General features: G+C 53.5%; 8 protein-coding genes. 3 read left to right on the forward strand and 5 right to left on the reverse strand.

Annotation, left to right across the window (positions count from 1 at the left end):
* Window positions 1-13: 13 nt before the first annotated feature.
* Window positions 14-727: a glutathione S-transferase family protein gene (locus ACO0LL_RS10210; RefSeq protein WP_422950755.1), complete on the reverse strand. Its 714-nt coding sequence runs from the start codon at window positions 725-727 to the stop codon at window positions 14-16.
* 27 nt (window positions 728-754) lie between these two features.
* Window positions 755-2,722: a transglycosylase SLT domain-containing protein gene (locus ACO0LL_RS10215; protein ID WP_422950756.1), complete on the reverse strand. Its 1,968-nt coding sequence runs from the start codon at window positions 2,720-2,722 to the stop codon at window positions 755-757.
* Between the two features lie 33 nt (window positions 2,723-2,755).
* Between ACO0LL_RS10215 and ACO0LL_RS10220 the strand changes: the two genes are divergently transcribed.
* Window positions 2,756-3,334: a 5-formyltetrahydrofolate cyclo-ligase gene (locus ACO0LL_RS10220; protein WP_422950757.1), complete on the forward strand. Its 579-nt coding sequence runs from the start codon at window positions 2,756-2,758 to the stop codon at window positions 3,332-3,334.
* Between the two features lie 38 nt (window positions 3,335-3,372).
* On the opposite strand, the gene ACO0LL_RS10225 is transcribed toward ACO0LL_RS10220, so the two are convergent.
* The 3 genes from ACO0LL_RS10225 to ACO0LL_RS10235 all read right to left on the reverse strand — a co-directional run bounded on the left by ACO0LL_RS10225 (window position 3,373) and on the right by ACO0LL_RS10235 (window position 8,820).
* Entirely contained in the window at window positions 3,373-6,192 is a 2,820-nt protein-coding gene (locus ACO0LL_RS10225; protein WP_422950758.1) for a tetratricopeptide repeat protein, read from the reverse strand.
* A gap of 100 nt (window positions 6,193-6,292) precedes the next feature.
* Window positions 6,293-7,414, reverse strand: a complete 1,122-nt coding sequence (locus ACO0LL_RS10230; RefSeq protein ID WP_422950759.1) for a TatD family hydrolase — start codon at window positions 7,412-7,414, stop codon at window positions 6,293-6,295.
* Complete coding sequence (locus ACO0LL_RS10235) at window positions 7,411-8,820, reverse strand: nucleotide pyrophosphatase/phosphodiesterase family protein (RefSeq protein WP_422950760.1); 1,410 nt, start codon at window positions 8,818-8,820, stop codon at window positions 7,411-7,413. The genes ACO0LL_RS10230 and ACO0LL_RS10235 overlap by 4 nt, the downstream gene beginning before the upstream one ends.
* 410 nt (window positions 8,821-9,230) lie before the next feature.
* On the opposite strand from ACO0LL_RS10235, the gene ACO0LL_RS10240 reads away from it, so the two are divergent.
* Together ACO0LL_RS10240 and ACO0LL_RS10245 are read left to right on the forward strand one after the other, a co-directional pair.
* Window positions 9,231-11,909, forward strand: coding sequence for a ferritin-like domain-containing protein (locus ACO0LL_RS10240; RefSeq protein ID WP_422950761.1), 2,679 nt, complete (start codon window positions 9,231-9,233; stop codon window positions 11,907-11,909).
* Between the two features lie 161 nt (window positions 11,910-12,070).
* A complete protein-coding gene (locus ACO0LL_RS10245) occupies window positions 12,071-13,366 on the forward strand; it encodes a 3-dehydroquinate synthase (protein WP_422950762.1) in 1,296 nt (431 codons plus the stop codon).
* The last annotated feature ends 1 nt before the right edge of the window (window position 13,367 follow it).

Consider the following 13,367-nt stretch of genomic DNA (forward strand, 5'->3'; position numbering starts at 1 on the left):
ATGCAGCTATGGCTCAATCGCCGTGGCGGCTGTCATGGCCAGGCATGTTTTCGGTTTCCATCAAGGCTTCCCTGACCCACAGGGCTACCGCCGGATGGGCAATGACGCGGTCAGCATAGGCTTGCAGGGCCGGGGCCAGCGATACACCATAAGTGCGAAAACGCATAACCACCGGTGCGAAGTAGGCGTCGGCAATCGAGAATGCGCCAAACAAAAATTCATGCGCACCATACAGGGCCAGGCAATCTTCCCAGATTTCGCTGATGCGGCCTATGTCAGCCTGTGAACCTATGGTGCGGCCCTTGCCAAACAGGTCGGCGCGGATATTCATGGGCATGTCAAAGCGCAACGAAGAAAAGCCGGAATGCATTTCGGCACAGATGCTGCGTGCAGTGGCCCTTGCGGCGACATCTTCTGGCCACAGATTGAGTATCGAGAATTGCTCGGCCAGGTATTCACAGATTGCCAGAGAATCCCAGATCGTGATTTCACCTGCCAGCAAGACAGGCACACGATCGGCAGCAGAATATTCGGCGATGCGGTTGGTGGTGTCTGGCTGGTTCAATACGATGCGTATTTCTTCAAACGGAATGCCAAAGGCCTTCATCAACACCCATGGGCGCATGGACCAGGAGGAATAATTTTTATTGCCTATCACCAGTCGCAAACCGGCACGGTGCTGGTCCAGCAGGGCGGCCAGGGCGGGTTGCATTTCTGTATCTTGCATGATGTGTATGCGTAAAATTAAAAGCGCTTAAAGATTGGCGGGAATATCGGATTCAGTCGCTGTCATGCCCTTGGGTACTACCATGCCCAGGCGTGTCTTCAGCGATTGCGGTTTTTTCTCGAACAGGGCGGCATAGTAAGTTGCATTCGACAAGACATTCTTGACATAGCCACGGGTTTCATTAAACGGTATGGTCTCGGCAAAGATTGCCCCTTCCACCGGGCGGCTCAGCTTCGAGCGCCAGGCACGCGGGCGACCAGGGCCCGCATTGTAAGCGGCGGATGCCAGCGCTTGCGAGCCACCAAGATCAGTCAGGACCATGTTCAGATAATTTGTGCCGAGGGCGATATTGGTTTCCACATCATTGACCTGGGTAGGTACAAAATTGCCGAGGCCAATTTTTTTGGCAACATAGCGCGCCGTCGCTGGCATCAATTGCATCAGGCCAGAGGCGCCTACATGTGACTTGGCATTCATGATGAAGCGAGATTCCTGGCGTATCAAGCCATACACCCAGGCCATGTCCATGCCCAGTGCCTGAGTAGTCTTGTACATGCTGTCATTGAACGGCGTAGGGTAGCGCTGGCTGAAATCCAGTTCACCCTTGGTGCGGTCCGAGGTATTCACCATACGGTCCAGCAAATTGTTTTGTCTTGCCAGCTCAGCCGCCGCCAGATGCTGGCGTTCGCTCATCTTGCGCAATTCCCAATTCCATTCACGCGTACCTTCAAAGCGCAAATTCATGGCGTAAAATCTCAGGGCTCTTTGCAGGTTGGGATTTTTTTCCATCGGTGCCAGTTCTTCTGGCGTCAATGGCTTGACGGTGGCGGGCAAACCGATTTTCTGACCCTGCTCTTCGAGCGCGAGTTGCCCGTAAAAATGGAGTTGATCGGCGATGCTGGCAAACTGTAGACGCGCTTCTTCATTTTTGCCTTCTGCCTTCAGGGCGCGGCCATACCAATAGACCCAGGTTGGTTCACTCTTGAGGCTGGCAGGCATGGCGGTGATGCTGGATTTCACCAGTTTCCAGTCCAGTTCACGCAAGGCAGTACGGGTGCGCCATTGATAGGCTTCTAGCGTCAGCGGTGCGCCTTCGCTTTTTTGCCAGTAGCCTAAAGCCTCCGGCTCCAGCTTCAGTGCCGCTTGCATGGCGATTTGCGCCCAACCCAGGGCTTTTTCATTGTCCGTGAACAGGGCCGCATGACGGCTGAGTGTGGTGGCAGCCTGCTCGTGATCAGTTTTGGCCAGGCGGCCAAGGGCGATCAGGTAAAGCTCATGTGCTGCATGGCCTGCATCCGGTGCTTTTTTCAACAGGCCGGCAGGTTTGTCGATGACTTCTGCGACTTGTTTTTCTGGCAGATTCAGTAACTTGCCTATGCGTTGCGCCAGGGGTATGGCACCGTTTTCTGCTGCCATGCGCATTTGCGCCCATAAATCATACTGGTTGAATTGCCCGTTAGCAGACAGATAAGTCACCAGCGCATAACAGCCTTCGCCATAGTCACGCGGGCTATTGAGCAAATTGCGTGCTTCTGTTGCCACTTTTTGCTGCTTGTTTGCCTTCGATAACAGGGAATAGCAGCGCAGCTGATTATCATCGGCAACTACAAATTGCGGATATTGCTGATCAAACAAGTCCCACTCACCGCGCCTGCCCAACATGAGCAGCCAGTCATTACGCAGGCGGTCGGCGATGGCGCTGCCTTCATACTTGCCAATAAATTCACGGAATTCACTATTGCTGGTTTTTACCAGACGCGAGCGTATGCGGTAATAATCGATGTAGGAAGGAATGTCATAATTCTTCAGCGCCGCAGCATATTGCTCGACACTGGCAGCATCATCATGCATGGCGGCATCGCGCAGCGCCATGAAACGGTCATCATCATTGGCAATCAGGCTCCTTTTCGCCGGCGCTGCATAGGCGAAAGGGCTTGTTGCAAAACCTGCTAAGATCATCAGGCCAAGACTAGCTAAACTTTTTTTCACAGACATCTTTTGACAGTTTGAGATTACATTTCTGACAGTATGACACAGCCCAAGAATAGCGCACACAAACTCAGCATTGAAACAGCGCAAAGTCGCCTCGAATTGCGCAAGCTGCTGCGTAAAAAACGCCAGGAGATCACGGCAGAACAAAAGCAGGTGCTGGATGCAGAGATAGGAAGACAATTACTTGCATGGTGTCAGCAAAACCAGCCAGCCAGCCTGGGCGTGTATTGGCCGATACAGGCTGAACCGGATTTGCGTCCTTGTTACCAGCAATTGCAGGATGGTGGCTTGCGCCTGGCCTTGCCATTGGTGACGGGCAAGGACATGGCTTTGAGTTTTCTTGACTGGCAGGCCGGAGATGGCATGGCGGTCGATAGTTATGGCATCGCCATCCCTTCCCATGGCAGGTTGGTAAGGCAGCCTCCTGTTCTGGTCATCCCCTGCCTGGGCTGGAATGCAGCAGGTTACCGCCTGGGTTATGGCGGCGGCTTTTATGACCGTACCCTGGCCGCCAGCCCGCGTCCTGTGGCGATAGGTATTGCCTATGTCTGCACTGAGGCTGAATTTGCCTCAGAGCCGCATGATATTGCAATGGACTTCATCATCAAGGCTTAGGCCCTGTATTCAGTTTTATCTTCAGTTTTATCTTAGTTTTATTTCTGACACCAGGTTTGCCACATGGAACGGTAAGCTGCTTCCACCTTGCGGCAAAAGCCGGTTTCATCCATGAGCTTGCTATTTTGCATCTGGCTGCGCTGGCTCATGCGCAGGGTGTTCAGGTAATCCCGGTTCGATGCCAGGCTGACGACTTTTTCTACATATTCATCTTCCGTACGGGCTATCCATTCAGGTCGCCCCAGGCCTTCCAGTATGCTGGCGCCTATGCCACCAACACCTGGCCTGCCCAGCAGGCTTACAAAAGGCACACCCATATACAGGGTTTCAAACAGGGTGGTGCCAGAATTATGCGGGAAGCAATCGAGACCTATATCCATGCCCCTGAGCACATCCCATGGTGGACTGTGCACACCAATTTGCAGGCGGCTCCTGTCTATGCCCAGGGCAACAAATTTATCTTCCATGGCCTTGCGTGTGGTCGCATCACTAAAGTTACTGCTGTCTATCACCAGCCTGGCGTTTTCCAGACGCTGCAATATCCTGGCCCAGGTGCGTATGACTTTTTGGTTGATGCGCACTGCGCGGCTTAAGGTGCCCAGCGTGATATAGCCATTCTTGAGGGCTGGCAGGCTCGATACTGCGCCCATGCCTTCCTTGGGTCTGTAGGCAAATACCGGGCTATCGACGCGCCAGATTTTTTCAGCAAACAGCGCTTCTGTCCGGTATGGCGCGGTAGATGAATCTGCCAGAAAATAATCGATGGCCTGCAAGCCAGTCGTGTAACCAAAGCCCAGCCAGGACAGGGATACCGGCGCAGGTTTGCGGGCAAATACCCGCAGACGGTTATTGCTGGTATGTCCGGCCAGGTCTATCAGGATATCGATGCCATCTGTACGGATCCGGTCTGCCAGTGCGTCATCATTTAAATGTGTCGTAGGTATCCAATGATCGGCGTAGCTGCGGTAGCGCTCTGACACTGCATCTTCAGTCAGCAATTCAGAGTAGGCATAAACTTCAAACTGGTTTTTGTCATGATGCGCCATCAGCGGTTCAAGGAAATGCTGCACCGGGTGGCGGCGCAAGTCTGGTGATACATAACCTATCTTCAGACGACGGTCTGCGGTCTTGTTATTCGTAGGCGGGCGCTGTAACTGGTACAGCGGTGCGGCAAAGCGTTGTTCATATTCACGGTAGGCAGCAAAAATCTCTTCTGCACTCAGGTCTGGATGATAGTTAAGGGCAAACAGCAAATTGCCATAGGCCTCAGAAAAATTCGGGCGGTATTCCAGTGCCTGGCGATAGGCATTTACTGCCTCGGGGATCATGCCCTGGTCATCAAACAGGGCACCCAGGCTATTGTAGGCATCGGCAAAATCAGGCTTGAGTTTGATCGCCTGCTCAAAGCACTGGTGCGCTGCTGTCTGACGGCTGAAGTGCATGTGCAGCTTGCCGTAATCGTGCAGAGCGTTGAAGGAATTGGGATTGAGTTTCAGCGCCTGTTGAAAACTGGTTTCGGCTTCGGCATAGCGATTTTGCTGATACAACAAACTTCCCAGATTGCCGTGATGGTCTGCATTGCCAGGTTCCAGTGACAGTGCCTTGCGATAATTTGCTTCTGCCTGTGCAAACTGTCCGCTGCCGCTGTAAATGTGCGCGAGATTGCTCAAGGCGATACTGAAGCAGGGATTGCATTCCAGGCAGCGCTCGTAACTGGCTTGCGCCTCTTTCAATTTACCTTGCTCTTGCAAGACGACACCAAGATTACAGTGTGCTTCGGTAAAGTCGGGCTTGAGTTGCACTGCCTGCTGATAATGCTGTAAGGCTTCCTCAACCAGGCCTTGTTCCTTAAGTACGACGGCCAGATTGTAGTGATGAACTGGCTCTGCCGGTGCCTGGTTCAGCATCTGCTTATAAATAATGGCCGCGTCGGCAAAACGCCTTTGTTGCATGTACAGGCTCAGCAAGTTGTCACGCGCATTGGTATTCTCAGGCTGGCGCTGATAGAGATTCTTGAGCAGGGTCTCCGCATCAGCCTGTCTGCCTTGTTGTTGGTACAGGTTGATCAGGAATAAATCTGCATTGAACAATTCAGGTTGTGCAGCAATCGCCTTTTGGAAACAGGATTCTGCCTCAGCCATGCGGCCCTGGCTGGCGAGTATCATGCCGAGGTTGCAATAGGCGTAGTAATGTTGTGGGTCCAGTTTCAGCAGCTCTTCATAATGATGGATAGCCCCGCTAAAATGGTCGCGCTGCTGGAAAAGTATGCCGAGGTTGAAATGCGCATGCGTCATTTGCGGGTTGATTTCCAGTGCGCGCAGATAAGCCTGCTCAGCCTCAGGATTTTTCCCCAGCAATGACAGGCTGACGGCAAGATTGAAATGAGCAATCGTATTACCAGGCTCTTGTGCAATAACGTGCTGGTAACACTGTATGGCCTCTGCAGAGCGTGACTGTCCATCAAGAGTCAGGCCCAGATTGATCCAGTTTTCCAGCGATTCTGGCCTGGCCTGCAACACCAGGCGATATACTGCCTCTGCTTCTGGCAACAGCATTTTTTCATACAGCTTGTCAGCGAGGATATTGGCTGGCAGATTTTCTGCCGGATCAAGTTGCAGTTTTTGATAGGCGACAGCGAGGGCATTCTGGTCGCCTTCTACCATCACGGTAGTTGCTTCTGTCGTTGACTGAGCAGTTTGTTCTGGTAGTGGTTCGGGCGCGGCCGTAGTTGCAATCGTAGTCACAGCCACAGCGGCTTCAGCCACTGGCAGATTATCCTGACCAGCGGGTTTGCTGTCATGCGCTTGTTGGGAGGTGTCTGTCGATTTTGAAAAAGTGTTTTTAAGCCATTTCAACATGGGAGCAGGTCATCTGGTTGGTATCAATTCCAGGTATTTTACCCAGTAATCAGCCTTGCTGGCTGCAAATTGATATACCAGATGGCCGCACTCAGGCGTATCAGCGGATGATATCCGGATTCAAGACTTCTTCATCCACTCTTGGTGTCTGCCCACGCAGCACAGAATTGCCGCTATACAGAGTGCGCTGGTCTATCTTGGCTGGCTGGCACCAGTGGGCTTCCTGCATCTCCTGGTTCAGCCCATACACGGACAAGGCATTGGCATACACGACCTGATGTATCACCTCGGCAGAAATGCCGCGGCTGGCCATCAGGCGCGCTGATTTGGGTACCGCCAGCGGGTCAGACACACCCCAGTCACAGGCCGAGTTGACGATAATACGCTCAGGGCCATATTGATTGACGATGTCAGCCAGTCTTTCATTACCCATCTTGGTCGATGGATAGATCGTGAAGGCGCACCAGTAGCCACGGTCTAGTACTTCCTGCACGGTTTCTTCATTATTGTGGTCGATGACGCAGCGCGCCGGGTCAAAGCCGCATTCTTCCAGCACGTCCATGGTGCGGGTGGTACCGCGTTTTTTGTCACGGTGCGGCGTGTGTATCATGATGGGTAATTCAAATTCTATTGCCATGGCGATTTGCGCACGCAGGGCCTTGTCCTCGAGTTCAGTCTGTTCGTCATAACCAATTTCACCAAGTGCGACCACACCTTCCTTGCCAAGGTAGCGTGGCATGATGTCGAGCACCGCTTCTGCCAGTGCCGGGTTATTTGCCTCTTTTGGGTTAAGACCTATCGCGCAATAATGGCGTATGCCAAACTGCCCGGCGCGAAAACGCTCAAAGCCGGTGATGGTAGAAAAATAATCGATGAAGCTGCCGACATTGGTACGCAATTGCCCGAGCCAGAATGCCGGTTCTATAACCGCGACAATCCCGGCCTTGGCCATGGCTTCGTAATCATCGGTAGTGCGGGCGATCATGTGGGCATGTGGGTCTATCATCATGCCATTGCCACCGCTGGGCAATTGACGGAATGCTGCCTGGCCCTGCTGCAGTTGCCCGGCCTGGGCCAGCAGGTTTTGCAGCATCTGCGGCGTGATCGTGCCATTGCAGCAGGGGCAGGTGACGGCACGGTCAGAAAACATTTCATCGACTATCGTGCTGTCGGCGACGAAGTTGCCAGGGTACTTATCTTGGGGGGGGCCATTCTTGATCATTTGCCTGCTCCTGATTGTGCATTTTCAAACATGATTTTCAAGGCGATGTCCTTGATATCTGCCGCGTGGACTTCGTTCACGCCATCGGCCTTTGCCTGGTCCAGTATCAGCAAGGGACCATCGGCCACATCATCCACCGGTCTGCCGTGCGAACCCTTGACCAGGCTGGCATCGAGGCCGATGACATTCATGAGACTGCGTAAACCCAGCAGGCGCTTGCCCAGCCGCCATGCGACGGCAAGTTTGGGGAAGTGGATATTTTTATCGACAAACAATTCAGCCGGGTCATAGCCGGGTTTGCGGTGTATCTCTACCGTGCGCGCAAAGTCAGGCGCCAGCGCATCATCTTGCCAGTAATAGTAGGTGAACCATGAGCGCTGGTCTGCCATGACGACCAGTTCACCAGAGCGCGGGTGATCCAGCCCTATTTCTGCGCGCTCGCTACCGGCCCAGATACCTTCTACACCAGCGACCCCGGCCAGCAGCCTGCGCACCGGCGCAATCAGCTCTGGCCTGGAGATATACACATGGGCAAACTGGTGGTCAGCCACCGCATAGGCGCTGGAGGCAATCGGGTCCAGCAGTTCTGCACCATCTTCCTGGCGCACTACCAGGTAACCGGCTTCACGCAGTATGCGATTCAGGTGCACCGGGCGATCGACAGCAGTGATGCCATATTCAGACAGTATCATGACACGGCGCCCGGCCTGTTGTGCATGGGCGATCAGGTCCCCCGCCACTTCGTCTATATCACGCAGCGATTGCTGTACCGCCGGGCTTGTCAGGTCGGGACCATGTCTTTGCAAGTCATAGTCAAGGTGGGGCAGATAGACCATGGTCAGGGTGGGATTCTTTTCCGTGATCGCCAGCTTGGCAGCATCAGCTATCCAGCGGCTGGACTTGATCGTGGTGGCTGGCCCCCAGAACTGGAACAGCGGGAAGGCACCGAGTTTTTGGCTCAGCTCATCGCGCCATTCTGGCGGCGTCGTATAGCAGTCTGGCAGCTTGCGGCCATCTGCCTTGTAGATAGGGCGGGGTGTAATGCCATAGTCATGGCTGGACGCCATGTTGTACCACCAGAACAGGTTTGCACAAGTGAACCTGGGGTCGCGCGCCTTGCCTGCTTCCCAGATTTTTTCTCCAGTGATGAGCTTGTTCGATTGCCGCCAGAACCAGATTTCTGCCAGATCACGGAATAACCAGCCATTCCCGACTATGCCATGTTGTTGCGGCGGCAGCCCCGTCATCATGCTGGCCTGTACGGTACAGGTGACGGCAGGTGTCACGGTTTGCAGGGGCAGCAGCCTACCCTGTTCGACAAAGGCCTTGAGCCTGGGTGTGTAGGTTCCTATCAGGCGGGGTGTCAGTCCAACGATATTCAGTATTAACAGGGTCTGGGCTTGCATGGCAAATCTTTGTTCATTGGCTATGTGGCTAGGTCGGCTGGTTTGGCAGGTTTGGAAGGCATGAAACAGGTTTGCGCTACAAAGCCTGCCCTTGTCTTACTCCTTGCTGGCCCCTCTTGTTGCCTGATTATTATCTTATCCATGGTTTACTGCAACATGCTTTATGTAAAAAATGTTTCTTTTTGGTTAATTTAAAAATGTCATCATAATTCAACATTTGTTTGCAAATAATCATTGATTATTTTGCATTAATGTTTCAATATTTGTAATTGTGTGCTGCCTGTTCAGGGCGGCACGACGGCTATCCGCAAGCAGTGGGTGCCGTCATCAGTGTCATCACAATCAACGTACAAATCCAGCAAACCCAGGTAAGCCCGTCAATTCACTTGATATCTACCCCAGGAGTCACCATGAGTTATCTAAGTCTTCCCCGTCTGGTTTTTGCCGGGCAGTTTCAAGCGGATGTATCCACGGTCAATAATGACCCTGAACATTTCAATACGGCGCGTTTCCGTTCGAATTACCAGATGCCGGGCCCAGGCGCCAGCAATGGCTGGTGGAATCCTAACGGCACGGGCTCGTGGCGTTTCCGCCAGTGCGTAGTGACCAGCGTGGTGTATAAAGATGGCAGCACTTGCAGCGACCCCAGTCTTGATCCTGTCATCGGCCTGGCCGTGAATGGCAGCGATAGCAGGGTAGAGGGCAAGCTGGTTGATCTCGATAGTGAACAACAGATGGTGTCGCAGATCTGGGGCTTCTCGGTCAATCTTGGCAGCGAGGCATCCGGCATGGGTTTCCGTAGCCGTTTTGCGGTCGCGCCGTTTGCAGACATCTGGGTCAATTACCCACCCGGCGAGCCGGATTCATTCTTTTGCGCGTATTACCAGTCAGTGCTGGAGCAGATCAGCATCACTGGTGCCGGGCCTTCGCGCTTCCTGCAAGAGTTGCTGGCTGAGAATAAAACGCCAGACAATTTCAGTATCAAGTTCAATGTCGATAGTTTTGACGACACCATGTCTTCGCCCAATTTTACTTTTGGCCGTGTGGTTGGCAGCATAGGTTTGCATGATGCTTGTGAGCCCCGGCATTTTGTGCCTGGCCGCCGCCTGTGGGCAGTGCCAGGACAAACAGCCAATGACGCCATCGGGCAAATTGTTGGCAATGTGCTGACACTGGATTTAGGCAATAGCCTGCCTATCGCAGAACTGGGCGGTGCCCGCGCAGATTCTGGCAGCCTGACGATAGCCTTGCTGCCGAATGATGGCCCGCCGCAATTGCTGGCAGAAGTCAATTACCAGGGGCAGCACTGGTATGAAAGCACGGCAGGCATAGTCTCCATTCCTTTGAGCAGCACACAGCTCGCCGCAGCCGGTAATACTCCGCTGGGCCTGGTCAAAAACGCTACCCAGCCCTTGCTGGCAGAAGCACCGAATGGTCAGTGGGTGAGGGCAGATAATTTTGTTTTCAGGTTCAATCCGCCAGAAAACACCGGCGTACATTTTTATGCGAGCAGCTTTGGACAACCGCTGGCAAATACCCAGATCAGCCTCGGCTATGATCCGTCTGCGATGCAAGGGCAAGTCACCCAGGGACCGGTATCGGGCCCGCAACAAGTTGGTACACCTACTGAAGCACTGGCTTTCCAGACCAGCATTACAACCGGCAGCGATGGCCGGGCAGAATTGACACTGAAAGCGACCGACCCTGGTAATCCACGCGGCTATATTGATGGTCAGGTGTATTGCGTCACCTACCAGATAGGCAGTACGCCACCGCCCCTAGGCAGTGTGGGCAATGGCGCACTGACGCTGAATGCGCTGGTCTTCAGTGGCTACGCCATACCTGACAAGCCAGACTGGATGTCGGATGTACGCCCTATCTTCCAGCAATATGCTGACCTCTATCCCATCATGCACAAGATTGTTGATCTGTCGAATTACGCGAGTTTGACCAGCAAGATTTATGCACTCAAGAATGTGTTCAAGGCACCCGTATCCGACCCCAATTACATGCCGGTGACACGCGATCTTTCTACCCAAAAGCGCGAGATGCTGTTGAAGTGGCTGGAAAGCCCGCTCTACATGGAACTCGATTCTGTTCCCGACCTGCACCGTGCCCTGCAACAGGCGATAGAGCTGGAGCATGCGACGATACCGCCTTATTTGACTGCGCTCTACAGTATCAAGCCAAATGCCAATATAGAAGTGGCGCAGTTGATACGCAGTGTCGTCATGGAAGAAATGTTGCACATGGCGCTGGTCGCCAATCTGATGATATCCATAGGTGGCAAACCCACGTTCAATCGCCCCAAATTCGTGCCGGTTTATCCTGGCTCCCTGCCTGGTGGTTTACGCGCAGACTTGAATGTGCGCCTGCGTAAATGCTCGATTGATCAGTTGCGTGCCTTCATGTCCATAGAACAGCCAGAAAAAACCGTAGAGCCCGTGCATTACCGTGCCAGGAGAGGCGAGCCTGTCGATACCTCAAAATACACCATAGGCTGGTTCTATGATGAAATCAAACAGACCCTGACGGACTTGAGCAATGCCGGACAGATCAGTTTTGGCAATGCAGATAAACAGGTCACAGAATGGCATGGCACAGGCAAACTCTTCGCGATTACTTCACTGGCGGATGCCTGCCGCGCGATAGATGAAATCAAGCGTCAGGGCGAGGGTGCAAGTGCACGTCATCCGGGTGATGGCGATGGTGAATTGTCGCACTATTACAAATATGCCGAAATCGTCAATGGTTACCGTCTGGTCAAAAGCGAGCATGGTTTTTCCTATACCGGCGAAAAAATCCCGTTTGACCCTGATGGTGTCTGGCCCATGATGGATGACCCCAATCTGGCGCTCTATCCCAAGGGTTCACGCGCACGCATCTTGCAGGAGCAATTCGCCAATACTTATCAGGCGCTGCTGAATGGCTTGCATATTGCCTTCAATGGCGAGCCGGACAAGCTGGGCCAGGCAGTTGGCCTGATGTTCTCGCTTGGCCTGGCTGCGCAGCAATTGATGGAGACGCCTTCAGGTTTGAGTGATGGCACAACGGCAGGGCCAAGCTTCCAGCTGCCTTTCCCTGATTGAATGAACCCTTGTGTTTCCTCCAGGCAGTGTTGCTGATGTTGCCAATGTTGTCGATGTTGTCTGGAGGGATTGATAAATTTGCAAACAAATGCATATCAGTTTTATAATCAATTACAGCATGATGGTGAACTGGATGTGGATATCCATGAAAAGGACTTATCGTGAAATTGGCTGAACTCAACAGGCTGCCCGATCTTGATGTGACGGCACCATCTGCCTTGCGCGGTGCCTGGCAACAGCAACATGTGCGCGTCGATTATTCTTTCCCTGTGGTATCCACCCGCGATGCCTTTGATATTGCCAATCCGGATTTTCGTGCGGTTGTGACTTTGCGCGAACCGCAACGCCGCCACCGCCTCGCCATTTTTCTCGATGAGGGTGTGGCCAGAGCCATGCCTGGTCTCGCCGAACAGATACTGACTTATATCAATTTCCATCATGAAGCGATGGAATTGATCGATGACATCTTCATGATGCCCGGTGGTGAGGCCTGCAAGAATGATCCCACCCTCGTAGAAACACTGTTGCAGGCATTGTCTGAGCGTGCCATAGACCGGCATTCCTATGCTATCGCCATAGGTGGCGGTGCAGTGCTCGATGCAGTCGGTTATGCGTCTGCGATTTTCCACCGCGGGGTGCGTCATATACGCTTCCCGACTACGGTGCTGGCGCAGGATGACAGCGGTGTCGGTGTCAAGAATGCTGTCAACTGGCAGGGACAGAAAAATCTTATTGGCACATTCGCACCACCGTGGGCAGTCATCAATGATGCGGCTTTCATTGATATCCTGCCAGCGCGTGAAAAACGGGCGGGGCTGGCAGAAGCCGTCAAGGTTGCCCTGATACGTGACCATGCCTTCTTCCTCATGATGGAAAAACAGCTGCCCGCGCTGGCCGCATTTGACAGCGCAATCCTGAACAGCGTCATCGCCCGTTCAGCCAGCCTGCACATGCACCAGATCGCGCATGGTGGTGATCCGTTTGAAAGCGGTTCCGCCCGGCCCCTCGATTACGGCCACTGGGTCGCCCACAAACTTGAACGCCTGACCGCACATGCCTTGTCGCATGGCGAGGCGGTGGCGATAGGTCTTGCTCTGGATGCCCGCTATTCTTGCCTCGCCGGTTTATTGCCAGCGGGAGAAGATGCCCGCATCCACCGCTTGTTGACGCAATTAGGTTTTGATTTGTGGCACCCGCAATTACTCGCGCAGAGTGCGCAAGACGAATTACTGGTGCTGCAGGGTTTGCGAGAATTTCGTGAACATCTGGGTGGGGAGTTAACCATCACCCTGCTGGCCGCGATAGGCAGTGGTGTAGAAGTGCATGAGATGGATGCCGGACTGGTGCGGACCGCGATAGACTGGCTGCAAAGCTTGCAGGCAAGCGCACAGCTAACAATACCAGCCGCAGTATCAACTGCAAAACCAACCGCAGCATCCATCACCACCGCAGGCTGAG

It is taken from the genome of Undibacterium sp. TC4M20W (genome assembly GCF_049340245.1).
Classification (GTDB): domain Bacteria; phylum Pseudomonadota; class Gammaproteobacteria; order Burkholderiales; family Burkholderiaceae_D; genus Undibacterium.

Bases quoted from the DNA above. Each gene is read 5' to 3' on its own strand.
- ACO0LL_RS10230 (WP_422950759.1), bottom strand. From the start codon at position 7,414: ATGATCAAGAATGGCCCCCCCCAAGATAAGTACCCTGGCAACTTCGTC.
- ACO0LL_RS10225 (WP_422950758.1), bottom strand. From the start codon at position 6,192: ATGTTGAAATGGCTTAAAAACACTTTTTCAAAATCGACAGACACCTCC.
- ACO0LL_RS10235 (WP_422950760.1), bottom strand. From the start codon at position 8,820: ATGCAAGCCCAGACCCTGTTAATACTGAATATCGTTGGACTGACACCC.
- ACO0LL_RS10220 (WP_422950757.1), top strand. From the start codon at position 2,756: ATGACACAGCCCAAGAATAGCGCACACAAACTCAGCATTGAAACAGCG.
- ACO0LL_RS10215 (WP_422950756.1), bottom strand. From the start codon at position 2,722: ATGTCTGTGAAAAAAAGTTTAGCTAGTCTTGGCCTGATGATCTTAGCA.
- ACO0LL_RS10240 (WP_422950761.1), top strand. From the start codon at position 9,231: ATGAGTTATCTAAGTCTTCCCCGTCTGGTTTTTGCCGGGCAGTTTCAA.
- ACO0LL_RS10210 (WP_422950755.1), bottom strand. From the start codon at position 727: ATGCAAGATACAGAAATGCAACCCGCCCTGGCCGCCCTGCTGGACCAG.